Annotated in this window: 20 protein-coding genes and 1 tRNA gene; 13 read left to right on the forward strand and 8 right to left on the reverse strand. The window is 68.4% G+C overall.

Annotated elements, in window-relative coordinates; all coding sequences use genetic code 11:
- The first annotated feature begins 108 nt into the window (after window positions 1-108).
- Together QZ709_RS14605 and QZ709_RS14610 are read left to right on the forward strand one after the other, a co-directional pair.
- Window positions 109-4,608, forward strand: a complete 4,500-nt coding sequence (locus QZ709_RS14605) for a YhdP family protein (protein ID WP_294638112.1) — start codon at window positions 109-111, stop codon at window positions 4,606-4,608.
- Between the two features lie 13 nt (window positions 4,609-4,621).
- Entirely contained in the window at window positions 4,622-5,143 is a 522-nt protein-coding gene (locus tag QZ709_RS14610) for a TlpA disulfide reductase family protein (protein WP_294638113.1), read from the forward strand.
- Between the two features lie 13 nt (window positions 5,144-5,156).
- Here the strand turns inward: QZ709_RS14610 and QZ709_RS14615 are convergent, their stop codons facing one another.
- Window positions 5,157-6,356, reverse strand: a complete 1,200-nt coding sequence (locus QZ709_RS14615) for a hypothetical protein (protein WP_294638115.1) — start codon at window positions 6,354-6,356, stop codon at window positions 5,157-5,159.
- 104 nt (window positions 6,357-6,460) lie between these two features.
- Here QZ709_RS14615 and QZ709_RS14620 point away from each other — a divergent pair, with 104 nt between their 5' ends.
- The 5 genes from QZ709_RS14620 to QZ709_RS14640 all read left to right on the forward strand — a co-directional run bounded on the left by QZ709_RS14620 (window position 6,461) and on the right by QZ709_RS14640 (window position 9,813).
- Complete coding sequence (locus QZ709_RS14620; protein WP_294638116.1) at window positions 6,461-7,108, forward strand: hypothetical protein; 648 nt, start codon at window positions 6,461-6,463, stop codon at window positions 7,106-7,108.
- A 22-nt stretch (window positions 7,109-7,130) separates the two neighbouring features.
- A complete protein-coding gene (locus QZ709_RS14625) occupies window positions 7,131-7,589 on the forward strand; it encodes a PTS fructose transporter subunit IIA (RefSeq protein ID WP_294638117.1) in 459 nt (152 codons plus the stop codon).
- A complete protein-coding gene (locus QZ709_RS14630; RefSeq protein WP_294638118.1) occupies window positions 7,558-7,827 on the forward strand; it encodes an HPr family phosphocarrier protein in 270 nt (89 codons plus the stop codon). The genes QZ709_RS14625 and QZ709_RS14630 overlap by 32 nt, the downstream gene beginning before the upstream one ends.
- Window positions 7,828-8,018: 191 nt before the next feature.
- Window positions 8,019-9,104, forward strand: coding sequence for a transporter (locus QZ709_RS14635; protein WP_294638119.1), 1,086 nt, complete (start codon window positions 8,019-8,021; stop codon window positions 9,102-9,104).
- 37 nt (window positions 9,105-9,141) lie between these two features.
- Window positions 9,142-9,813 (forward strand): chalcone isomerase family protein, encoded by a 672-nt coding sequence (locus QZ709_RS14640; protein WP_294638120.1) that lies wholly within the window; start codon window positions 9,142-9,144, stop codon window positions 9,811-9,813.
- Window positions 9,814-9,830: 17 nt separating this feature from the next.
- On the opposite strand, the gene QZ709_RS14645 is transcribed toward QZ709_RS14640, so the two are convergent.
- Genes QZ709_RS14645 through queC form a run of 3 tightly spaced genes read right to left on the reverse strand, consistent with a single transcriptional unit; the run spans window position 9,831 to window position 13,129 of the window.
- Window positions 9,831-11,762 carry a M48 family metalloprotease gene (locus QZ709_RS14645; protein ID WP_294638121.1) on the reverse strand — a complete coding sequence of 644 codons (1,932 nt, stop codon included), beginning with the start codon at window positions 11,760-11,762 and terminating at the stop codon, window positions 9,831-9,833.
- Between the two features lie 20 nt (window positions 11,763-11,782).
- Window positions 11,783-12,376 (reverse strand): LemA family protein, encoded by a 594-nt coding sequence (locus tag QZ709_RS14650; protein WP_294638122.1) that lies wholly within the window; start codon window positions 12,374-12,376, stop codon window positions 11,783-11,785.
- 15 nt (window positions 12,377-12,391) lie between these two features.
- Window positions 12,392-13,129, reverse strand: coding sequence for a 7-cyano-7-deazaguanine synthase QueC (gene queC, locus QZ709_RS14655; RefSeq protein ID WP_294638124.1), 738 nt, complete (start codon window positions 13,127-13,129; stop codon window positions 12,392-12,394).
- 215 nt (window positions 13,130-13,344) lie between these two features.
- Here queC and QZ709_RS14660 point away from each other — a divergent pair, with 215 nt between their 5' ends.
- Window positions 13,345-14,121 carry a ferredoxin--NADP reductase gene (locus QZ709_RS14660; protein WP_294638126.1) on the forward strand — a complete coding sequence of 259 codons (777 nt, stop codon included), beginning with the start codon at window positions 13,345-13,347 and terminating at the stop codon, window positions 14,119-14,121.
- A gap of 68 nt (window positions 14,122-14,189) precedes the next feature.
- Here the strand turns inward: QZ709_RS14660 and QZ709_RS14665 are convergent, their stop codons facing one another.
- Window positions 14,190-14,444 (reverse strand): DUF2061 domain-containing protein, encoded by a 255-nt coding sequence (locus QZ709_RS14665; protein WP_294638127.1) that lies wholly within the window; start codon window positions 14,442-14,444, stop codon window positions 14,190-14,192.
- A 213-nt stretch (window positions 14,445-14,657) separates the two neighbouring features.
- Between QZ709_RS14665 and QZ709_RS14670 the strand changes: the two genes are divergently transcribed.
- Window positions 14,658-15,866, forward strand: a complete 1,209-nt coding sequence (locus QZ709_RS14670; RefSeq protein WP_294638128.1) for an SMP-30/gluconolactonase/LRE family protein — start codon at window positions 14,658-14,660, stop codon at window positions 15,864-15,866.
- A gap of 32 nt (window positions 15,867-15,898) precedes the next feature.
- Here the strand turns inward: QZ709_RS14670 and QZ709_RS14675 are convergent, their stop codons facing one another.
- Together QZ709_RS14675 and QZ709_RS14680 are read right to left on the reverse strand one after the other, a co-directional pair.
- Window positions 15,899-16,672 carry a TSUP family transporter gene (locus QZ709_RS14675; RefSeq protein WP_294638129.1) on the reverse strand — a complete coding sequence of 258 codons (774 nt, stop codon included), beginning with the start codon at window positions 16,670-16,672 and terminating at the stop codon, window positions 15,899-15,901.
- 79 nt (window positions 16,673-16,751) lie between these two features.
- The gene (locus QZ709_RS14680; protein ID WP_294638145.1) at window positions 16,752-18,005 is read right to left on the reverse strand and encodes a glutamate-5-semialdehyde dehydrogenase; all 1,254 of its coding nucleotides are present in this window, start codon (window positions 18,003-18,005) and stop codon (window positions 16,752-16,754) included.
- A gap of 196 nt (window positions 18,006-18,201) precedes the next feature.
- Here QZ709_RS14680 and QZ709_RS14685 point away from each other — a divergent pair, with 196 nt between their 5' ends.
- On the forward strand, window positions 18,202-18,576 hold the full coding sequence (locus QZ709_RS14685; protein WP_294638130.1) for a hypothetical protein: 375 nt from the start codon (window positions 18,202-18,204) through the stop codon (window positions 18,574-18,576).
- Window positions 18,577-18,661: 85 nt separating this feature from the next.
- On the forward strand, window positions 18,662-18,796 hold the full coding sequence (locus QZ709_RS14690; RefSeq protein ID WP_294638131.1) for a hypothetical protein: 135 nt from the start codon (window positions 18,662-18,664) through the stop codon (window positions 18,794-18,796).
- 42 nt (window positions 18,797-18,838) lie between these two features.
- Here the strand turns inward: QZ709_RS14690 and QZ709_RS14695 are convergent, their stop codons facing one another.
- A complete protein-coding gene (locus QZ709_RS14695) occupies window positions 18,839-20,185 on the reverse strand; it encodes an FAD-dependent monooxygenase (RefSeq protein ID WP_294638132.1) in 1,347 nt (448 codons plus the stop codon).
- Window positions 20,186-20,324: 139 nt separating this feature from the next.
- Here QZ709_RS14695 and ispB point away from each other — a divergent pair, with 139 nt between their 5' ends.
- Both ispB and QZ709_RS14705 read left to right on the forward strand, forming a co-directional pair.
- Window positions 20,325-21,308 carry an octaprenyl diphosphate synthase gene (ispB, locus tag QZ709_RS14700; protein WP_294638134.1) on the forward strand — a complete coding sequence of 328 codons (984 nt, stop codon included), beginning with the start codon at window positions 20,325-20,327 and terminating at the stop codon, window positions 21,306-21,308.
- 15 nt (window positions 21,309-21,323) lie between these two features.
- A tRNA-Pro gene (locus tag QZ709_RS14705) sits at window positions 21,324-21,400 on the forward strand.
- Window positions 21,401-22,291 lie beyond the last annotated feature (891 nt).

Here is a 22,291-nt window from a genome sequence, read left to right on the forward strand (position 1 = left end):
GGTGGTCTGTGCTAGGGTATTCGGTTGTCGATCCCGGGTGCTTGAGTTGCCATGGTAGGCCAAGCCTGACGCTCTGGCTGTAGGGGGATCGACTGAGATCGTTCGCCCATGTCCATGTCTGTTCCCGAGCGCGGTGCCGAAGCTGATGCACCCGTGCCGTCGTCGTTGTTTCCCCGGGCGGTTCCGTCATCGGGACTGGTCCGCCGGGCGGCCCGTCTGGGCCTGGGCGGCATGCGCTGGCTGGCCTGGGTGGTGCTGGGGGCATGTGCGGTCTTCGTGTTGGCCTGGGCGGCCACCCTGTGGTTGATTCTGCCCCGTGCAGACGAGTGGCGCGCGCCGCTGGCCGAACAAGCCACACGGGCGCTGGGGATGCCGGTTCAGATTGGCCGGGTGTCGGGGCACGCACAAGGTGTGTGGCCCGTGCTGTCGCTGAGCGACGTGCGGCTGCTGGACGCACAGGGCCGCGTCGGGCTGCGTCTGGCAGAGGTCACGGCCCGCGTGTCGCCCCTGACCCTGTCGCCTTTGTCTTTGTGGCAGCGCCAGCTGGTGCTGGGGCGCCTGATCCTGGAGGCGCCTGAACTGGTCGTGCGGCGGGACCTGCAGGGGCACTGGACCGTGGCCGGCCTGCCGCTGGACCAGACGCCATCGACTGCGGGAGACGGCGCGATGCTGGACTGGGTGATGAGCCAGTCCCGCATCGAAATCCGACGCGGAACGGTGTCCTGGCAGGACGAGCAGCAGGGGGGTGCTCCGCTGGCGCTGCGCGATGTGGATCTGCGTCTAAGCAACCGTCTGGGTGTCGGGCGCCGCGTGCACGACTGGCGGCTGCAGGCGACGCCGCCGGCGTCGTTCGGGGAGCGCCTGGAGTTGCGTGGGCGTTTTCAGCAGCCGCTTTGGATGGGGGGCGGTCGCCAGGGGCCTTCGCACGCCGGGGGCTGGGTGCCTGCGGCCCTGCAGACCACCCGCCCCGGCGACGTGCTCAGCTGGAGCGGCGAACTCGCCATCACGCTGCCCCGTGTCGATGTGCAGGCGCTGAGGCAGCACGTGCGCCTGCCGTTGACCGTTCACGGGGGGCGCGGGCGGGTGAAGGCCACCTTGGACGTCGTGCGCGGGCAATGGGAGGGCGGTTCCCTGGATGCGGACCTGGCTTCGGTGAGCGTGCAACTGGCCCCGGATCTCCAACCCCTGTCTTTCCGGCGGTGGCAGGGTCGACTGGCGATGTCCCGCACGACACAGGAAACCCGGCTCGCCTGGAGTGACCTGGCCTTCGAGCTGGACGACGGCCTGGACTGGCCCCGCAGCCAGGCCTCCCTGGTATGGCGGCATGCGCCCTGGCCTGCCGCCGCAGCCTCGACACCGGTCCCGCTTGCCGACCAGATGTGGGCCCTGACCCGAGGCGGGGATGCGCGGGCGGACCGTCTGGATCTGGCGCTGCTGGCCCGCCTGGCGGACCGCCTGCCGTTGTCTGCCGGTTTGCGCCAGACCCTGGCGGCCTTGTCGCCCCAGGGCGTGGTGACGAACGCGCGCTGGCAGTGGGATGGCGTGCCCGATGCGCCACAACGCTACGCCGTGGCGGGCCAGGTTCAAGGGCTGGGCTGGCAGGCCGATGACGCTGCCGGGCTACCGGGTCTGGCCGGGGCCGATGTCACCGTGTCCGCCACGGAACAGGGAGGCCAGGCCGATCTTCGCCTTCGGGACGGGTGGGTGGCCTTCCCGGGCGTGTTCCAGGAGCCTCGTGTCCCGCTGGACAAGCTGCAGACGCGGGTGACGTGGCAGCACCAGCCAGATTCGGGCGAGCGCCCGGGCACGATGTCGGTGGTGGTGAAGGACGCGGAGTTCGCCAACCCCGATGCGCGCGGGCGGCTCCAGGGCCGATGGCAGACAGGGGAGGGCTCGGCACGCTTTCCGGGGCGCCTGCAGCTGAGCGGGGAGCTGCAGCAGGCGCGCGCGGACCGCGTGTGGCGCTACCTGCCCCTGGAGATCCCGCAGGACGCGCGCGATTACGTCCAGCACGCCCTGCGGCAGGGGTTGGGCGAAAAGGTGACCTTCGATGTTCGCGGTGACCTCCGGAGCTTTCCCTTCAAGGATGACCAGGGCGGGCGGTTTCGGGTGACGGTGCCCGTGCGGCAGCTGCACCTCGACTACGTGCCTGCTTACCTCGATGCCGGAGCCTGGCCGGCCTTCACTGCGCTGGATGGCGAGCTGCGGTTCGAAGGACAACGTCTGCTCATCCGGGGCGCGCGGGGGCGCCTCGGGGGGCTGGGCACCGGAGGCTTCAGGCTGCACGAGGTCCAGGGGCGCATCGATGACCTCGGAGCCCACGATCCTCATCTGGTCATCGAGGGCCGTGGAGACGGCCCGCTGGACGACATGCTGCGCTTCCTCTCAGCATCGCCCGTCGGCGCCTGGACCGGCGACGTGATGGCGCGGTCCGAGGCCGCAGGGCGGGGGGCGATGCGGCTGTCGCTCGACATCCCGCTGAACCGTACGGCGGACACCCGCGTCCAGGGACAGGTGCAGCTCACCGAGCGGGATGCTGCCAGTCTGCGACTCATGCCCGGCGTGCCGACCTTCCACGCACTGAAGGGCCGGATTGCCTTTACCGAACAGACGCTGCAGATCCAGGCTGAAACCCACCTGTGGGGCCAGCCCTTTGCTGTCGAAGGAGGCGTCGACGAGGCCGGGCGCACGCGGATCCAGGCACGTGGCCAACTGTCCGGCGAGGCCCTGCAGCAGGCTGTCGAATGGCCCGCGCTGCAACGGCTCGGTTTGCGTGCCAGGGGAGAAACTCCCGTGGCTGTAAGCGTCGCGGTGCCGGATGCCGGACCGGGACGTGGGCAGCCCGAAGTGGTCGTGACGTCGACCCTGCAAGGGCTGGCGATCGACCTGCCGGCGCCGTTGCACAAGCCGGCCGGTGTCAGCTGGCCGCTGCGCGTGGTGCACCGTGCCGATGACCCACAGGGGCACGCCGATGCCATCTTGGTGGACCTCGGTGGGGCGGCCCCGCTGGCTGGCGGAACGCCCTGGCTCCACGTCGACCTACGCCGGGACGTGAGCGGGCCGCGGGCCCTCGTGCGCCGTGGTGTCATGAGCCTGCAGCAACCTGGGGCCGGCCCCATGGCCCAGCCGGTTCTGCCGCTTACCGGGATTGCCGCACAGGCCCAGTTGTCAACGCTGGACGTTGATGCATGGAAAGCGGTCTGGGATGCCACCGAGCCGGGTCAGCGGGTGTCGACCATCGGCCTGCCCGCGCCGCTCTCTTCGGTGGCGACGGGGGGCGCCAACCCGGATGTCTCGGCCGACCTGGACGACTACCTGCCGGAGACCCTGACGGTGCGCACCGGGGCCTTCAGTTGGCAGGGGCGAACCTTGCGCGATCTGCAGGCCACGGTGGCGCATGCCGATCCCGGCGTGTGGCGCGTGCAGCTCACGTCGCGGCAGGCGGCCGGCCAGCTGGAGTGGTTCGGTGACACGTCTTCGCGCAGCAGTGCCATGCGGGCCGGACGCCTGGTGGCCAGGCTGTCCCGGCTGTCGGTGCCCGAGGCCGAAGCCGAGGTGCTGACGGCGCAGGCCAGCGCCAGGCTGTTGCAGCGGACCGAAGCCACCTCCGTACCGGCCCTCGACATCCTGATCGATGACTTCGAGTGGCGCGGGGTGCCCCTGGGGCGCATCGAGGTGCAGGCCGTCAACCGACCGTCGACCCAGCCCGGGCGGACAGGCTTGCCGGAGTGGCGGCTGGACACCTTCCGGATCAGCAACCCCGATGCCGAACTGCGGGCCAGCGGGCAGTGGACCGCGACGGCTGGCGATGCCACGCGCCCCCGATCGGCCTTCGATTTCCAGCTGGACTTGCGCAACAGCGGCGCGCTGCTGGCCCGCCTCGGACAGCCCCAGACCGTGCGTGGCGGGCGGGGCACCCTGAGCGGTCAGGTCAGCTGGGCCGGGTCGCCGCTGGAGCCGGATCCCGCCAGCATGAGCGGCGACGTGGCCGTACAGATTGCTGAAGGGCAGTTCCTGAAGGCCGACCCCGGCATGGCCAAGCTTCTGGGCGTGCTGAGCCTGCAGTCGCTGCCGCGACGCCTGACGCTCGATTTCCGCGACGTTTTCCAGCGCGGCTTTGCATTCGACCGGATCGACGGCCAGGTGGCCATCGACCGAGGTGTGGCCCGCACGCGTGCGCTGCGCATGCGGGGCGTGCAGGCGCTCGTGCTGATGGAAGGCCAGGCCGACCTGGCGCGGGAGACGCAGGACCTGCATGTCTATGTGCTGCCCGATCTCAACGCCGGCGGAGCTTCGCTGGCTTATGCGGCGATCAACCCCGTGGTGGGATTGGGAACGTTCCTGGCTCAGGTGCTGTTGCGCAAGCAGGTCAGCGATGCCAGCTCGCAGGCGTTCCACGTTACCGGCAGTTGGGCGCAGCCACAGGTGACAAAGGTGCCGTTCCAGGCCGAGGCCGCCGAGGCTGCGGCAGGATCCGCGACACCCCAGGTGCTGGCCCCCCCGCTCCCGCGGCGTCCAGCGCGGTACCCCGGAAGCCCTCCTGAGGCCGCGGGCACGGGATGGCGCCACAATGTCGGTCTGTTTGCCCGGGTGCGCTGCACCCGTTGATGAGGTGTGTCCCATGAAGTCCGAGACGTTCCGCCGTCGCCGCCAACTGCTGGCGCTTGTTCCCGGTCTGGCGCTGGCGTCCGCCCTGGCGGGGTGCGGTGAAGAAGCGCGCAGCACCCTGCCGGCCTTGCCCTTTACCCAGCTCGATGGCGGGCGTCACCAGCTTGGCGATCTCAAGGGTCAGGTGATGGTGATCAACTTCTGGGCGACCAGTTGCAGCACCTGTGTGAAAGAGATGCCCGAGCTGGTGGCCACGCACGAGCGCTTCAAGGCCCGGGGGCTCGAGACGCTGGCCATCGCCATGGAATACGACCCGCCGGCCTACGTTGCGCAGTTTGCCCAGTCACGGCAGCTGCCATTCCGCGTGGCCATCGATCACGACGGGCGATTGGCCCAGTCGTTCGGACCGGTGCAGTTCACGCCGACCACCTTTGTCGTCAACCGCCGCGGTGAGGTGGTCAAACGCTATGTGGGCGAGCCGGACTTCAAGGCTTTGCACCAGTTGCTCGACAAATTGCTGAGCGAGACGGCCTGATCTGCACGATGGCTCACATGATGCGCGACAGCTCGTAAACCAGCGCCGAAGGCAGGTTGCTGGCGATCGAGTCGGCTCCCAGGCGAGCCATGCCGGTCTCGCTGATGGAGGCCGCTTCGAAAGTGTCACCGTGCTCGGTCACCTCGATGAACACGAACTCCGGGACCTCGCGGCGGATGCCGTCAGCCAGTTCATCGAAGGCGCGTCCCCGCAACGTCCCCTCGAAAACGATGGCATGGGGCAGCCCCTCGTCGCAGAAGGCGCGCGCCTCTCGCATCGAGCCCACGAAGTCCATAACGAGACCCATGCTGCGCGTGGCTTCCCGGATCTGCACCCGAAGGTCACGTCGGCTGGCCACGACCAGCACGTGGCTGCCCGCCAGCGGCTTCGAGTTCACGGAGGAGGAAAAGCCCAGATCGCGGTCGTCGTCGTCCAGTTGGGGCATGACCGCATTCACCGTGTGCGGAAACTCGAGCGTCATCCGGGCGTGGGTGGCGTCCACCTGGCGCTCCAGCGGCAGTCCCATGGTGCGGGCCGTCTGGTCCAGCAGGTGCCAGTGCATGGTGTCGAGTCGCTGGGCCACGGCATCCGGGCCAGCGGGCGCGCCCTCGTCCGGCGAGCGGTGTCGCAGCCGCATTGTCAGCCGGGCATGGGCGGGCCATTCGCGCTGGTCGACACGCAACTCGACGGTGCCCTGCGCCACATCGAGGCACCAGTCCACGGCGGCGTTCAACAGCGCGAACAGCATCGACGCATCGGCCATCACCTCGAGCGGCAGCAGCGATTGCGACAGCTGCAGGCCCCGGGCGTGGATTTCCCGGGTTCGGTAGGCCAAGGCGCTTTGCACCGTGTGGGTCAGGTGCACCCGCTCGGCCTGCTGCCGCACCCGACCGGAGGCCAGGCGCGCGATCTGCTGACACCAGATGCCGGCCTGGCGGGCGCGGTCCACCTCGTCACGCAGCGCTCGCAGACCCAGTCGGTCTATCCTGCCCGTGGTGGTGAGGGTGGTGACCCGCTCCAGTGCGGCCGTGAGGGGTTCGGCCAGTTCCCGGCCCACCTGGGCCACCAATTCGTGCCATCGAGCCTGGTCGTCCGACGGCGGGGCCGGGTCGGGCGGGGCGCTCCGGGCGGGGTTTTCCGCGCCGCCCCCGCTGCCGACGCCGAGCCCGCGAAGCAGGTCGGACAGCGGCGGGTTGTGGGGGGGCATGGGCATGAAGAGCGATGGTTGGGGGGCAGGCAGCCAGTGTTCCGGGCGCGAGGGGCGGCTGTCCATCCCACGCATGGGTGAAGGTGATGCCCCATCCCGATAATGAAGTCATGACTGATACCGCGATGCTGCGCCACGTGATGGCGCCTTTCTACCGTGCTGGCAGGCCGGCCGTGTCTCTCGCGGCGGCGCTGGCGCTGATCGCGCTGACCGGATGCGGGCGCGGCCCGGACTGGCGCGAGATGAAACCGCCCGACGCCGACGGTCTGCAGGCGCGCTTCCCCTGCAAGCCGGATTCGGCCAGTCGCATGGTGGCCATTCCCGGGCTGGCGGGGGAGCGGCGCGTGCAGATGCTGGTGTGCCAGCACGAGGGCACCAGCTGGTCGCTGGCCTACACCCGGCTGGGTGACGTGCGGGAGGTCACCCCGGCGCTGGAGGGGCTGCAACAATCCTTGCGCAGCAACCTGCAGGCCGCGGCGACCCTGGTCGCCCCCGATGTGCGGCCCGCGGAGTCCCCCCCAGTCGGGGTCGATGTGCCTCGCATGACGCCGCAGCCCGCGGCGCGGGCGCTGGCGTTTCGTACCGAGCGGCCGGACGGCCTGGGGCGCCCGATGAAGATGCGGGTGAACGCGTGGCATTTCGCCCACGGCCTGACCGTGTTCCAGGCGGTGGTCTGGCAGCCGGCAGAGCGTCCAGCGCTGGAAAGTGGGGACGATGTGGCAGACACCTTCCTGCAAGGCTTTCAATTTCCTGAATGAGCGCCCGATAATCGCTGCCTGTATGCCCGGCTTGTTCATCATCGCGCACGCGCCCCTGGCCTCAGCCCTGAAGCTGGCAGCGGCGCACTGCTTCCCGGAAGCGGCCCAGACCCTGCAGGTCCTGGACGTCCAGCCCAACCTGCCGCCCGACGAGATCGAGGCGCAGGCCCGGCTGCTGCTGGCGCGGGCGATCGAATCCGATGAACGCAGCGAGGCGTTGATCCTCACCGACGTGTTCGGGGCCACGCCCTGCAACACCGTCCAGCGCCTGGCGGACGGTGTGCGTGTGAAGGTCATCACCGGCGCGAACGTGCCCATGCTGTGGCGCGCCCTGAACTACGCGGCTGAGCCGCTTGACACCCTGATCACCCGCGCCGTCGCGGGAGGCACGCAGGGGGTCATGCAGATCGCCACCAGCCGCCCGCACAACCAGGTCATCCAGGCCACCCATGATCAAGACCACCGTCACCATCAGCAATAAGCTGGGCCTGCATGCCCGCGCTTCCGCCAAACTCACCAAGCTGGCCAGCAGCTTCCCGTGCCAGGTATTCATGAGCCGCAATGACCGGCGCGTGAACGCCAAAAGCATCATGGGCGTGATGATGCTGGCCGCCGGGTTGGGCAGCTCGGTCGAGCTGGAATGTGATGGAGACCGGGAAGAGGACGCCATGAAGGCCCTCGTGGCCCTGATCAACGACAAGTTCGGCGAGGGGGAGTGAGCTCCCTGGGGTAGTCCCGACCCTCGGATGAGCGGCCATCGGGCCGTTTCGTGACAATTTCCGTTTTCTGATGTCGCTCGTGGGCGACAGGCGCGGCCCAGAATGTCGGTCAGCTCGGCACAGTTAGCTGCTCGGACCCGGTGCGCCTGCGCTGGTACGCCGGTGTACACAGAATGCATGAAGGAGTTGTGATGGTCTGCCCCCGTAGTCAGTTCACCCCGAACACCGCGGCCCCGATCCGGGCTGCCGCGCTGGCGATGGCCCTGGCGGCCGCCACCGCGGCCCACGCGGCCGACAATGGCCTGCAGCGCTATTCCCCCGGGGTCGGTGGCAGCGACATGAGTTCGCCCATCGTGCCGGGCTGGTACGGCCAGGTGGCCATCGTCTCTTATCACGCGAGCAAGCTCAAAGGCAACGACGGGAACGCCGCGCGCGGCGGCACGACCGTGTCCGGCTTGCCGGTCAGCTACCAGACCGACCTGCACGCGGACGCCCGTGCCGCGCTGAATCGCATCACCTACATCAGCACCGAACGCCTGTTGGGCGGCAACCTGGGCTTCACCGTGATGATTCCGCTGGTGCAGCGCAAGGCAGACTTGTCTGTTTCGAACTTCACGCTGCACCCGGCTCTGGCCGGCAGCGCCGGAGCCATCACCGCCAACGTCTCGGCTGCGGCGAACGCCCAGGACAGCAAGGCCACCGGCCTGGGTGACATCGAGCTGTCTCCCGTCATCCACTGGGAAATCGGGGACCATCAGTCTGCGTCGTTTGCGCCGACCATCGTCGTGCCGACGGGCGATTACGAGGCCACCCGTCGCGCCAACCCCGGCTACGGCAACTTCTTCACCTTCCGCCCCTCGTTCCAGTACGCCTTCATCGGCGATGGCTGGGATCTGGCCGGCCGCGCGGTGCTGTCCTTCAACACCCGCAACAAGGACAATGGCTACTTCTCGGGCCACATGTTCAACTTCGACTGGCAGGCCATGGCCTTCGTGTCCGAAGACGTGCGCGTCGGATTGCAGGGCTACTTCGTGCGGCAGCTGTCGGCCGACACCCAGAAGCTGGGCGGCTTCAGCACCGCGCGGCAGGCCGAGCTCGGCGGCTACAAGGCCATGGTCGATGGCAACAAGGCCAGCGTGAACGCCGCGGGTCCTGCCGTGGCGTGGATCCGCAATGGCGGCGAGTTCATGCTAGAAGGCAAGCTGATGCGCGAGTTCAACGCCCGCAACCGCACAGAGGGGCAGGCGTTCTGGCTGACGCTGTCCAAGCCGCTCTGACCCTTCGATCAACGTCTCCTGTCCGGAGGTAAGGGACATGCATGATGACCGGCTGCCCGAAGGGCAGATGGATGCGCGCCGCCGCCAGTTGCTGGCCGGGGCTGCCGGGGCGGCGCTGATGCCCTGGTGTGCCACCTCGGCGCAGGCGGCTGCGGCTTATGAGATCGAGGGCGTCGAACTGCCCGAGACCATCATGGCCCATGGCCAGAAGCTGGTGCTCAATGGCGCGGGCGTGCGCAAGCGTGGCTACTACAAGGCCGACGTGACGGCCCTGTACCTGCCCGAGAAGCGCACCACCGCCGAGCCGATCTACCGGCTCAACGGTGTGCGGCGCATCCAGCTCAACATCCTGCGCGAATTCACCTCGTCCACCATCTCGCGCATCTTCATCGCGGATTTCAAGCAGGCGGCCACGCCGGACGAGTTCAAGCGCCTGATCTCGGTCGTGGGACAGATCGGTGCCGTTTACGCGAACGTCAAGCGCGTGGTGAAGGGCGACGTGGTCAACCTGGACTGGGTACCTGGCACCGGGTGGATGGCCTTCCACAACAACAAGCAGCTGGCAATCGAAGGTGAGCCCATTTCGGCCATCAACAACGAGCTGGCCTATCAGATCTACCTGCGGATGTACATCGGCGAAGCCGCGCCTGAAGAGTTGCGCAATGCCCTGCTGGGGCTGACCCGGCTGCCGCGGGCCGGCGAGGGCTGAGGCCCGAGCGAGGTGGCTCACCGGCTGTGCTCGGGCCGCTCCGGTGCTTCTCGTGGGTAATGGCTCGCCAGCATCGGGGGCAGCGGGGCGTCGATCAGCCCGGCCATGAGCCGCAGTGCATCGGCTGTCGCTTGGCTCATCACGCCGTATGGGCTGTGGTTCACGGCCTCCTCGACCCAGGCCTTGACCAGCAGCGGGCGCACCATCCACGACAGCTCCTGCACCGAGGTCAGGGCCAGCATCAGGCGGTCCGCGTCGGGTGAGGAGAGGTCGGCGATGTCGGCCTTGCCCAGACGCTGGCCCACGCCCATCAACCAGCCCTGGGCCGGCTCGGAGCGTGTCGGCCCGGCGTCGGGCTGAGCGGTGGGTGGTGACGCCTCTGCCTCCGGCAGGATGCGCGCGAGGTAGACCGACAGACTCGCGACCGCGTGCCGCGCATCAGACGGCAGCTGGCTCAGGTCCTGCCCCTGCCCTGTGACGGGCCGCAGCATCGGGGCTTCACGCTGCCTGTCATTGAGACGGTGACGCAGGCTCAGCCACCACAGGCGGTCGCGTGGGCTGACGCGGCCGTCCGCCCTCAGCAAGTCGCGGCCGGCTTCGACGACGGCCCGGCGCTGGTCCAGCGGGGCTCCGCTCATGCGCGCAGTCAGGCGCTCGAATTCGGGCACGCGCCGTCCTGGCAGCAGTGAGCGCACGTCGGTCAGGATGCGTTCGGAATGTGGCAGGCCTTCGGCCATCTTCCGCCAGAGCTTGTGTTCGCGGGCGTTGTCCGCATCCATCATCAGGGCCAGCACCGCCAGGCGTTGCTCATTGGGGCCGGCCAGCCGTCGCAGGCGGTCGAGCGCATCACGGTCGTCGGGGGTGGCCAGGGCCAGGGCGTGCACGTCGGCCTGCGTGGCAGACGGGGCCGCTGCCAGCACGCGACCGTCGGCCGCGACGGCCGGTCTGGGGCGACGTGGTTCCGCGTCGACCCGCACCGGCATGGCGGGCAGCGGTGGCATGAGGCGGCCATACAGACGGCGGATGCGCTCTGACAACCGTGGGTGCGTGGCCAGGCAGCCCTGTGCGGGCTGATGCAGCAGCATGCTGGCCACCAGGCCCGCTGCTGGGGTGTGCAGGCGGGCCGCGTGCGCCTGCTGGTCGTGCCAGACCTTGCGCAGCACCTGGCCGAGGCCATCCCGCGAGCGGGTGAATTGCACGGCGCTGGCGTCGGCATGGAATTCCCGTTGTCGTGACACGGCTGCCTGCAGCGCGCGGCCCGCCAGCCAGCCCAGCCAGCCGATTGCGGCCAGCACAGCCCCGACGACCCAGGCCAGCGGGCTGTGGCGTTGGTCATCGCCCGGCTCCATCAGCGAGCGGCCGAAGCCGTGGACCAGAGAGAGGCCCCAAACGAGCGCCAACAGGCGCATGAACAGGGGCAAGTCAGCCGATCGGATGTGGCCGAACTCGTGGGCCACCAGGCCTTGTAACTCGCTGCGATCCAACCGCTCGAGTGCGCCACGCGTCACGCACAGCACCGTGTCTTGAGGAGCCCACCCTGCGACAAACGCGTTGATGGTGTCTTCGCGGTGCAGCAGGTAGACGCGGGGCAAGGGCTGCCCGCTGGCGAGGGCCATTTCGTCCACGACGTTGAGCAGTCGCCGTTGGGCCGCGTCCTCGGCTTCGGCCACCTCCCGGCCGCCCAGCCAGTGGGCGACCCGTGGACCGCCTCCGTCGCGCAGACGGCGTGTCTCGGTCCAGCAGCCTCCCAGCACGAACAGGGCGATCACGGCCGTGTTCGTCTCGAAGAACAGGGCCGGGTAGCCGTCGGCCAGGGGGGCCACCAACCGCCACACCAGAGCCAGCAGCCCGTTGACTGCCATCACGAGCGCCAGCAGCATCACCGCAAACCACGCGTACAGCCGCAGGCTGCGGTGATCGGCAGCCTCCTGATGACGACGGAACTTCATCGGCTCAGTGGCTTGTTCGCTCAAAGGCGCACGGCAACCGGCGCGCGTTCGGCATCGGTCTGTGTGGACTGCAGCATCTCGGCCGTCTTGAAGCCGAACAGGCCGGCAATGAGGTTGGCCGGGAACTGGTGCGCCGCGTTGTTGTAGTCCAGCGCAGCGTCGTTGAACAGCTGGCGCGAGAACGCGACCTTGTTTTCGGTGTGCGTGAGCTCTTCTCGCAGGTCATGCAGTTGCTGGTCGGCCTTGAGCTCGGGGTAGGCCTCGACCACGGCCATGAAGCGACCCATTGCACCGGCCAGCGCGCCCTCGGCAAGGTTCAGGCTCTTGATCGGGCCCGGCTGGTTGGGTTGGTTCTTGACCAGGTCGGTGGCAGCGACGACCTGCGCCCGGGCCGCGGTCACGCGCTCCAGCGTGTCGCGCTCGTGCTGCAGGTAAGCGCGGGCGGTTTCGACGAGGTTGGGGATGAGGTCATGGCGGCGTTTGAGCTGCACGTCGATCTGCGCAAATGCGTTGGCGATTTCATTGCGCAGCCGGACCAGCCGGTTGTAGGCCCCCACGGCCCAGAACAGGACCACGGCGGCCAGGGCGAACAGGATCACTTCGGAGATGGACATCGGCGGCAGAGGTCGTCAGGCAGCAGGTCGGGAACGGGCCAGCCATTCGGCGTGGCCCTGGGCGCGCAGTTCGCAGGCCGGGCACAGGCCGCAGCCGTAGCCCCAGTCGTGTCGTTGCTGGCGTTCGCCCAGGTAGCAGGTGTGGGTGTGTTCGACGATGAGGTCGTTCAGCTCGGGGCCGCCCAGCTGGTCTGCCAAGGCCCAGGTCTGCGCCTTGGTGAGCCACATCAGCGGGGTCTCGATCGTCATCGGCGAGTCCAGGCCGAGGCTGATGGCGACCTGCAGCGCCTTGAGCGTGTTGTCCCGGCAGTCCGGGTAGCCGGAGTAATCGGTTTCGCACATGCCGCCGATCAGCACCGAAGCGCCGCGTCGATAGGCCAGTGCCGCCGCGAAGTTGAGGAACAGCAGGTTGCGGCCGGGCACGAAGGTGTTGGGCAGGCCGTTGGCCTGCATCTCGATGGCCCGGGTTTCGGTCAGGGCCGTGTCGGACAGCTGGCCGAGCAGCCGCAGGTCCATCACGTGGTCCATGCCGAGCCGTGCACCCCACTGCGGAAAGTGGCTGACCAGTTCACTGCGGACCCGGTTGCGGCAGACCAGTTCGACACGATGGCGCTGGCCGTAGTCGAAGCCGATCGTTTCGACCTGGCTGTAGCGCGACAGGGCCCAAGCCAGGCAGACGGTGGAATCCTGTCCGCCAGAGAAGACGACGAGGGCGGTACGGGGGTCGAGGTCGGAAGGAGACGGGGTGCTCATGCAGGCAACGGCGACAGGCGTCCGCGAAAGGCGCGGGCGGGGGACTTGCTGTGATGCAGCATAGCGCAAGCGCGGCAAAGGCCCCAGGGATACGGGGCCCCCGGCGACCGCGCCGGTGGGGCGCTGCATTCTGGGCGACAATACAGGGTTTTCCTGACAGACGGGCGGTGTGCGCCCGGCTGCCCTCGCCAAGCTCTTTCAGATCCGATCCGATCATGGCCGCGTTCAACGAAGAAACCGTCACCTCCGTCCACCACTGGAACGACACGCTGTTCAGCTTCCGGACCACGCGCGACCCGTCGCTGCGTTTCTCCAGTGGCCACTTCGTGATGATCGGCCTGATGGTCGACGGCAAGCCGCTGATGCGCGCCTACTCGGTGGCCAGCGCCAACTACGAGGAACACCTCGAGTTCCTGTCGATCAAGGTGCAGGACGGCCCGCTGACCTCGCGCCTGCAGAAGATCCAGCCGGGCGACAAGATCCTGGTTGGCCGCAAGGCCGTGGGCACGCTGGTGGTCGACGACCTGACTCCGGCCAAGAACCTGTACCTGTTCGGTACCGGCACCGGTCTGGCGCCGTTCATGAGCATCATCCAGGACCCGTACACCTACGAGAAGTTCGAGAAGGTGGTGCTGGTGCACGGCGTGCGCTACGTGAGCGAGCTGGCCTACCACGACTTCATCAGCAAGGAACTGCCGCAGCACGAACTGCTGGGCGAGCTGATCCAGGAAAAGCTGATCTACTACCCGCTGGTCACGCGTGAGCCCTTCCGCAACCAGGGCCGCCTGACCGACCAGATCCTGAACGGCGAGCTGGCCAAGGGCGTGGGCCTGCCGCAGCTCAGCCCGGAGAACGACCGCGCCATGATGTGCGGCAGCCCCTCGATGCTGAAGGATCTGTGCCAGATCCTGGACGACGCGGGCTTCAAGGTGTCGGAATCGCAGGGCGTGCCGGGCGACTACGTGATCGAGCGCGCTTTCGTGGAGAAATGATCTCGGCCGGGCCGGACTCTGGCGGCCCGACCGCGCACCGCATCAGGGCGTCCATGGGGCGCCCTTTTTCATGCCCGCTCTGTCTGCGTGGCCGGCATCCGCGTGGGCACCTTGAGCGCCGTGCAGATACGGGCCAGCTGGTTCCGCACGCGGCGGGCCACCGGGTGGTCCCAGTACTTGTCGAAGAAGTAGTGCATCACGGTGTTGACCAGCGGCTCGACGAAGGTCACGACACCGGCGATGGTGATGCTGCCGGTCAGCGCGTAGGTCACGGTGAACGAGGTCAGCACGTGCATCACGCCGAATGTTGCGGTCTTGGCCATGGGGAACTCCTGGAGGCGATGCGTTTGAGAATGGTTCTCATTGTCTGAGGGCCTCCGCTGGCAGTCCAGTCGGGTGATTGGATCGCGTCGATAGGGGGCCTCAATGGCGCCGTGCCAGCGCGCCCATCCGGTCAGGGGGGAGGCGGGTGTTTCCGCACCGAGCCCCATGGATCGGTCGGCGACACTGCGGCCTTCCCACGGAGGATCTGACCGATGATTTCGACCCCACCCGTGCGCCAGCGTGGTCGCCTCATGGCGCTGGCCAGTTGGGCCACGCCCGTCATTGCCCTGGCGGCCTACCTGGCCTTCTGGCCTGTGCCGATCCAGCCCCGCGCATGGCAGCCACCTGCCGACGCGGGCTACACCGGCGCCCATGCCGCCAACACCCGCCTGGCGGGCCTGCAGACCTGGCCGCTGGCCGAGGGGCAGCACGGACCCGAGGACATCCTGGCCACGCCGGATGCGCTCTATACCGGGCTGGACAACGGCGATGTGCTGAAGCTGTCGCTCGATGGCCGCACGCGCGAATTGGTGGCCAACACCGGTGGACGCCCCCTGGGGCTGGATCTCGACCCGCAAGGGCGTCTCCTGGTCGCCGACGCCATGCGCGGCCTGCTTCGTGTGACCGGCAGCGGACCACAGGCCCAGGTCGAAACCCTGCTCGACCGCGTGCAGCACCCCGGCCCGGATGACCCGGTGCGCTATGCCGATGCGGTGAAGGTCGATGCCCGGGGCACGATCTGGCTGACCGACGCCTCGCGGCGCTTCGGGGCGAAAGCGGTCGGCAGCACCTTCGAGGCCAGCGTGCTCGACATCCTCGAGCACAGCTGCAGCGGACGCCTGATCGCGTTGGATCCGGCCCTGGGAGTGGCCCGCGTGGCCCTGCAAGGGCTGTGCTTCCCGAACGGGTTGGCGTTCTCGCGCGACGGGCGCAGCCTGTTCCTGTCGGAGACCGGCACCTACCGCATTCTGAAGGTGGACCTGGCCAAGCTGTCGCTGGTACGGACGGGCGCGGGCGACAACGGCGTGCCCACGCTGGATGACGCGCTGCGCCAGCAGGCCGCCACCGTGCTGATCGACAACCTGCCTGGCTTTCCCGACAACCTGACCGCAGGGGAGGGCGGGCGCATCTGGGTGGGCCTGACGAAGCCGCGCAGCCCGGTGATCGACGCGGGCGGGCCGCGGCCGTTCATCCGCGCGTTCACGCTGCGGTTGCCGCGGTCGATGTGGCCGGTTCCCAAGCCGTATGGGCATGTGCTGGCGTTCGACGAACAGGGCCGCATCGTGGACGACCTGCAGGATCCGGATGGCGGCTACCCGGAGACCACGGCGGCGACCGAGTCCGGCGGGCGCCTGATCGTGCAGAGTCTGCACGCGGGTGCGATTGGATGGATGCCGTACAGCGGGCCTGCCGCGCGTTGATGGCACAACGGCTCAGAGCATGAGCCGGTTCTTCAGCGCAGCCAGGCGTCCACGCCCGTCTTGAGGATCAGCGCTCCGACGACCACCAGGAAGGCCAGGCGCACGAAGCCGGCACCATGGCGCAGCGCCAGCCGGGTGCCGATGCTGCTGCCCAGCACGTTGGCCGCCGCCATGGGCAGCGCCAGCGCCCACACGACATGGCCGTGCGGGATGAACCAGGCCAGCGCTGCCGCGTTGGTGGCGAAGTTCAGGCGTTTGGCGGCCGCGCTGGCGTGAAGAAAATCCCAGCCCAGTCCACGGACGAGGGCGAACACGAAGAAGCTGCCGGTGCCGGGGCCGAACACGCCATCGTAGAACCCGATGACGCCGCCGATGGCGGTGGCGATCAGCGTTTCGGTGCGGGCGGTCCAGTGCGGCAGGTGGGTGTGCCCCAGGTCCTTGCGCCACAGGGTGTAGCCCCACACGGCGGCCAGCACCACCGGCAGCGCGGCCCGGAAACGGTCGGCCGGCACGCGGGTGGCGAGCCAGGCTCCCACCACGCTGCCCAGCACGGTGGCCACCAGCGCGCCCATCAGCCGGGCCGATGGCAGCTTCACGCGGCGCGCGTACTGCAAGGCGGACCAGCCCGTTCCCCAGATGGATGCCGCCTTGTTCGTGCCCAGCAGCGTCGCCGGCACGGCCTGCGGGAACAGCCCGAACAGCGAGGGCACCATGATGAGCCCCCCGCCGCCCACGATGGCATCGACCAGGCCGGCGGCCGTGGAGGCGAGCAGCATCAGTGCGACGTTGAGCGGCGTGAGGTCCATGAGGAGATCAAAGCAAGAGCCCGGCATGGGGCCGGGCTCCGGTCGGGGGGAGTGGCGGGGCGATGGGCGCCCCCTGCGATCAGCTGCGCACTTCGCCCTGACCCAGCACCACGAACTTCAGCGAGGTCAGGCCTTCCAGGCCGACCGGGCCGCGCGCGTGGAACTTGTCGGTGCTGATGCCGATCTCGGCGCCCAGGCAGTATTCGAAGCCGTCGGCAAAACGCGTCGAGGCGTTGATCATCACGCTGGACGAATCCACCTCGCGGATGAAGCGCATGCCGTTGGGGTGGTTGGTGGTCAGGATGGCGTCGGTGTGGTGCGAGCCGTAATGGTTGATGTGGGCGATGGCCTCGTCCAGAGAGTCGACCACCTTCACCGCGATCACCGGGGCCAGGTATTCCTCGAACCAGTCCTGCTCGGTGGCATCGACCACCTTGGCACCCGGCACGTCGGCCAGGATGGCCTTGGCGCGGGCATCGGCACGCATTTCCACGCCCTTGTCGGCAAACACCTTGCCGATGCGGGGCAGGAAGGCCGCTGCCTGCTGGCTGTGCACCAGCAGCGATTCGGTCGCATTGCAGGGGCTGTACTTCTGCGTCTTCGCGTTGTCGGTCACCTTGACGGCCAGGTCCAGGTCGACCTCGCTGTCGACATAGGTGTGGCAGTTGCCATCAAGGTGCTTGATGACCGGCACGCGGGCTTCGTTGCTGATGCGCTCGATCAGGCCCTTGCCGCCGCGCGGGATGATGACATCGACGTACTGCGGCATGGCGATGAGCTGGCCCACGGCGGCGCGGTCGGTGGTCTGCACCAGCTGCACGGCGTTGGCGGGCAGGCCCACCTGCGTGAGCGCGGCCTGCACCAGCTTCCACAGCGCCAGGTTGGAGTGGATGGCTTCCGAGCCACCACGCAGCACGCAGGCGTTGCCGCTCTTGATGGCCAGCGAGGCGGCCTCGATGGTCACGTTGGGGCGCGACTCGTAGATCATGCCGAACACGCCGATGGGCACGCGCATCTGGCCCACGCTGATGCCGGTGGGGCGGCGGCGCACGTTGGTGATCTCGCCGACCGGGTCGGGCAGGGCAGCCACCTGTTCGCAGCTTTCGGCCATGGTCTCGATGACCTTGTCCGTCAGGCGCAGGCGGTCGACCATGGGGGCGGCCAGGCCGTTCTTTTCGGCGGCGATGATGTCGGCCTCGTTGCGGGCCTTCAGTTCGCCAGCGTGGGCGCGGATCTGGCCGGCCAGGGCCAGCAGCACGTTGTTGCGGGCGGCCGTGCTGGAGGCGGCCATGGCCGTGGCGGCCACGCGGGCGGCGCGGCCCACGGCGTCCATGTACTGGTCGACGGGCAGGTCGGCCGACGGGGCGAGGGAGGTGGCGGCGGTGTTCATCCGGCTATTGTCTCGCACGGGCCCGGCCGTTGCACGCCGTCGGTTTGCTCCCGTCTCAATGGTGACCCGGTGAGGCCCCTGACGAGCCCGGGGCCCATTTCCCGCGATGGCGCCCGGTGGCCCGACGTATGCTGCCGCCATGCCCGCGCGCGAGCAAGTCATCCACATTCATCCCGAGGCACCGCCCAAGCCGCCTGAAGGCCAGCCGTGCAATGGCTGTGGCGTGTGCTGTCTGGCCGAGCCGTGCCCGGTGGGGGTGCTGGTGAGCCGCCGGCGCACGGGGGCCTGTGCGGCCCTGAAGTGGTCGGATGCGGGCGGTCGTTATGTCTGCGGCCTGATGGGCGAGGCCGATGTGACGGCCGGCCCGTCTGCCGATGGCGGGCGTCCGGCGTGGTGGCACCGGCTGTGGCGCCGCTGGGTGCGCCGCGTGATCGCGTCGGGCATCGGTTGCGATGCCGGGCTGGAGGTCAGTGCGCCTGCGGCTGCCAGGGGGGAGGGGAACAAATCGTGCTGAAGTGCACGGTCGGAGGTGCCCTGTTTGGTGCATTGCCAGCCAGCGGCTTGCCTAGGATGGGCGCACTGATTCCTGGAGCCGATTCATGCGCAAGAAGTTGTTGCAGCACACCCTGTTCGCCGCCATCGCTGCCTGGGCCCTGACGCTGGCCCATGGTGGGTCGACGGCGGCGCCGGATCGGTTGGCTGTCCCCGCTCCGGCCGCATGGGCCGCACCCTGAGCCGCCCGGCGGATGCGCCGAGCGGGTCGGAAGGCCGCCGGCTCAGCGCCAGCCGAACATCATCGAGCGGGCCACCAGGCGCTTGACCGGGCCGAGCGCCTGCACGGCGCCCAGGCCCAGGCCGCGCGCCGTGGCGAGGATGGGGGCCGGCCACGTGAAGCTGCGCGCCAGGAAATCCGTGGTGGCGAGCAGCGCCCAGCGGTCGGGCTGACGGCGGCGTTCGAAGCGGCGCAGCGCGTGCTGCACGCGGCTGGCGCGTGCGGTGGCATCGAGTTGCAGCGTGCCTTGCGTGCCTGCGGGCGGCGCCCAGGTCTCGGCCTTCAACGCGGCCAGCAGTTCGTGCACGTCCCGCATGCCGAGGTTGAAGCCCTGGCCCGCCACCGGGTGCATGGTCTGCGCGGCATTGCCGATGCGGACCACGGCGCCGTCTTCCACCAGGCGGCGGTGGGCATTGAGACCCAGCGGAAATGCCTTCAGCGGTGACAGGGCCATCAGCTGCCCGACATCCGGGTGGAACACGGTGTTGAGCAGCGTGAGGCGCTGCGCCGGCGTCAGGTCGCGCACGGGGTCGTCTGCCGCGTTGACGCACCACACCAGGGCCGCGCGTCGTCCGACCGGGCCACCGGGCTCGATCGCGCCGTCCGGCAGCGGCAGCAGGGCGGCCGGCCCCGAGGGCGTGAAGCGCTCGAAGGCCGTGCCGGGTGTGCCGGTGTCATCCAGTCGGACCTGACCGACCCACGCGGTCTGGTTGTAATCGTGGCTCACGCCGCGCGGCCATTGCAGCTTGGCCTGGTCGGCAAAGACGCCGCCCTCGGCCACCACGGCCAGATCGAAGCGCTCGGCGATGTCGGCATCGATCTCGACCCCGTCATCACCCAGCGGCTTGAAGCCGCGCACCGGGGTGTCGAAGCGCATGGCCAGGCGTTCGGGCGAGGCGCTGACCGCCGTCAGCCAGGCCTGCTGCAGCGGCGCCACCAGCGTGCCGTAGCTGCACACCACGCCCAGCCGCGGCACGCCTTGCTCCTGCGCGGTGATGCGCACCTGGGGTTGCTGCGCGCCGGGCCACAGCACGGTGGGCTGCTGCTGCGAGACGTGCACCTCGCGGATGGGCGCCGTCTGGCCGGCCTGCTCGATGGCATCCCACACGCCCATGCGCTGCAGCTCCTGCACGGTGCCGAGCGACAGGGCCAGCGTGCGCGCGTCGCCCGAGATGTCCTTGCTGGCGCTGCGGGCGTCGAACACGGTGATGCGGGCCTTGGGCAGCGCCGCAGCCGCCTGCAGGGCCAGGCTCAGCCCGGCCGGGCCGGCGCCGATGATGGCGAGGCTCAGGGCGGGCGTGAAAGCGGGATGCGACGCGTGCGCCAGCGGGGCGGTGTGCGGGCTGTTCATGATGGTGTGGATCAGGAGGCCTTGGACCTGCCATTGTCGGCCACCGGCTGCAGACCCGCCAGCCACTGTGGTGCCTCGGATGCGGCCGGCCTGCCTTCCTATAATGACGCGTTCCGTTACCTCCCAACCCCTTGCGCTTGTGACCGCTTCCACCACGCCACCCGCCAGCTACCGAGCCCTTGCCGCCGCCGACATGGCCCTGGTGGACGAGGTCATCCACCAGCGCCTGGCCTCGAAGGTGGCGCTGGTCAACCAGATCTCGCACTACATCGTGAGTGCCGGCGGCAAGCGCGTGCGTCCGATGCTGCTGCTGCTGGTGGCCGGTGCGCTGGGCGAGGACACGCCGCACCGTCACGAACTGGCCGCGGTGGTCGAGTTCATCCACACCGCGACGCTGCTGCACGACGACGTGGTCGATGAATCCGATTTGCGTCGGGGCCGCAAGACGGCCAATGCGCTGTTCGGCAACGCGGCCAGCGTGCTGGTGGGCGACTTCCTGTACTCGCGTGCCTTCCAGATGATGGTGTCGACCAACCGCCTGCGCGTGATGGAGGTGCTGGCCGAGGCCACCAACGTGATCGCCGAGGGCGAGGTGCTGCAGCTGATGAACATGCACGACCCCGACATCTCGGTGGACGACTACCTGCGTGTCATCGAATACAAGACCGCCAAGCTGTTCGAGGCCAGCGCCCGCCTGGGCGCCGTCATCTCGGATGCGCCGGCCGAGATCGAAGAGGCCTGCGCGTCGTACGGCCGCGCCATCGGCACCGCCTTCCAGCTGATCGACGACCTGCTGGATTACGAAGGCAGCACGGCCGAACTGGGCAAGAACATTGGCGACGACCTGCGCGAAGGCAAGCCGACCCTGCCACTGCTGGTGGCCATGCAGCGCGGCACGCCCGAGCAGTCGGCCCTGATCCGGGAAGCCATCGTTCACGGCGAGGTCGAGCGCATGCCGCAGATCATCGAGATCGTGAAGGCCACGGGGGCCTTGCAAGCCACACGCGAGGCCGCCGAGGCCCAGGCCGACGTGGCAAAACGTTGCCTGGATGCACTCCCTGCGTCGCAATGGCGAGAAGCCATGCTAGAATTGCTGTCTGACTCGATCAAGCGCTCTTCTTGAGCAGCGGATCAGAGACGGGGTGTAGCTTAGCCTGGTAGAGCGCTACGTTCGGGACGTAGAGGCCGGAGGTTCGAATCCTCTCACCCCGACCAGACAAAAAACGGAAAAGCCCTAGTGAATCAAGCACTTGGGCTTTTTTGCTTTTGATCGTCATGAATGCCGATTCGGAGTAAATCTTGGCCCTCAATGGCCCAAGAATGGCCCAACAAGTCGATGTGGTTTTGACTGGGGGGCGCCGTGGGTTGGCGAGGCCAAGGCTTACCGCTTGACGATGCTGTGAATTTCCCCATACTGTCATGCATGGGTGGACATAACAGCGCTCCTGCCTAGCGCCCTACAAGAACGCTGTGTAGCCCAAGGCGCGAGAGGCAGGGAGATCAGGCCAACTGAGAGATAACCTGGTCGAAAGAGCAACTCAACGCTCGGCGTGTACCCGCCAGGGTGTAGATGCAGGTGCGCAAGCGCAACCGACACCTGCCATCAAGCCCAAGTGATCAAGGCCCCGTGAGGTGCGGCGAAGAACGTCAAGTTTCTGAACTTGATGCGCCGCAACCAACAGCACCGGCTCTCGCAAGCGCGTTTGCTTGTGAGACTCCTATGCCGAGATCATCTCCGGTCGCCCGTACTGGCGACTCATCACGCCCCGCACGGTCAAAAAGCGCAACCAAGCCGGTCGCGCAAGCTGTGGCAGAGGGATTCGCCCCCGTCTGCATCGCTCCTTCGTTGCTGCCTGTGGCCCCGCCTGCCGATCTGCCACGGATTCTGTTCATCGAGCAACTTGCCTCCCTCATTGGCAAGACAGAAACGACCATCAGGACGTGTGCGACCAACGCCAAGTACGCGCACCTGATCCCCCGGCTGTTGAATCACGAGCAAAACTGAGCCACTAAAGGGCATCCGTCACGCCCAATTTTGAGCCACGTTATCCACCTACCCTGCTGTTTTTTGCAGCAGTGGGGTGCAGGAGTGATCAACGTGAGCAC

The organism is uncultured Aquabacterium sp. (genome assembly GCF_913773725.1).
GTDB lineage: Bacteria > Pseudomonadota > Gammaproteobacteria > Burkholderiales > Burkholderiaceae_C > Aquabacterium.

Bases quoted from the DNA above. Each gene is read 5' to 3' on its own strand.
- QZ709_RS14605 (WP_294638112.1), top strand. From the start codon at position 109: ATGTCCATGTCTGTTCCCGAGCGCGGTGCCGAAGCTGATGCACCCGTG.
- QZ709_RS14610 (WP_294638113.1), top strand. From the start codon at position 4,622: ATGAAGTCCGAGACGTTCCGCCGTCGCCGCCAACTGCTGGCGCTTGTT.
- QZ709_RS14615 (WP_294638115.1), bottom strand. From the start codon at position 6,356: ATGCCCATGCCCCCCCACAACCCGCCGCTGTCCGACCTGCTTCGCGGG.
- QZ709_RS14620 (WP_294638116.1), top strand. From the start codon at position 6,461: ATGACTGATACCGCGATGCTGCGCCACGTGATGGCGCCTTTCTACCGT.
- QZ709_RS14625 (WP_294638117.1), top strand. From the start codon at position 7,131: ATGCCCGGCTTGTTCATCATCGCGCACGCGCCCCTGGCCTCAGCCCTG.
- QZ709_RS14630 (WP_294638118.1), top strand. From the start codon at position 7,558: ATGATCAAGACCACCGTCACCATCAGCAATAAGCTGGGCCTGCATGCC.
- QZ709_RS14635 (WP_294638119.1), top strand. From the start codon at position 8,019: ATGGTCTGCCCCCGTAGTCAGTTCACCCCGAACACCGCGGCCCCGATC.
- QZ709_RS14640 (WP_294638120.1), top strand. From the start codon at position 9,142: ATGCATGATGACCGGCTGCCCGAAGGGCAGATGGATGCGCGCCGCCGC.
- QZ709_RS14645 (WP_294638121.1), bottom strand. From the start codon at position 11,762: ATGAAGTTCCGTCGTCATCAGGAGGCTGCCGATCACCGCAGCCTGCGG.
- QZ709_RS14650 (WP_294638122.1), bottom strand. From the start codon at position 12,376: ATGTCCATCTCCGAAGTGATCCTGTTCGCCCTGGCCGCCGTGGTCCTG.
- queC (WP_294638124.1), bottom strand. From the start codon at position 13,129: ATGAGCACCCCGTCTCCTTCCGACCTCGACCCCCGTACCGCCCTCGTC.
- QZ709_RS14660 (WP_294638126.1), top strand. From the start codon at position 13,345: ATGGCCGCGTTCAACGAAGAAACCGTCACCTCCGTCCACCACTGGAAC.
- QZ709_RS14665 (WP_294638127.1), bottom strand. From the start codon at position 14,444: ATGGCCAAGACCGCAACATTCGGCGTGATGCACGTGCTGACCTCGTTC.
- QZ709_RS14670 (WP_294638128.1), top strand. From the start codon at position 14,658: ATGATTTCGACCCCACCCGTGCGCCAGCGTGGTCGCCTCATGGCGCTG.
- QZ709_RS14675 (WP_294638129.1), bottom strand. From the start codon at position 16,672: ATGGACCTCACGCCGCTCAACGTCGCACTGATGCTGCTCGCCTCCACG.
- QZ709_RS14680 (WP_294638145.1), bottom strand. From the start codon at position 18,005: ATGGACGCCGTGGGCCGCGCCGCCCGCGTGGCCGCCACGGCCATGGCC.
- QZ709_RS14685 (WP_294638130.1), top strand. From the start codon at position 18,202: ATGCCCGCGCGCGAGCAAGTCATCCACATTCATCCCGAGGCACCGCCC.
- QZ709_RS14690 (WP_294638131.1), top strand. From the start codon at position 18,662: ATGCGCAAGAAGTTGTTGCAGCACACCCTGTTCGCCGCCATCGCTGCC.
- QZ709_RS14695 (WP_294638132.1), bottom strand. From the start codon at position 20,185: ATGAACAGCCCGCACACCGCCCCGCTGGCGCACGCGTCGCATCCCGCT.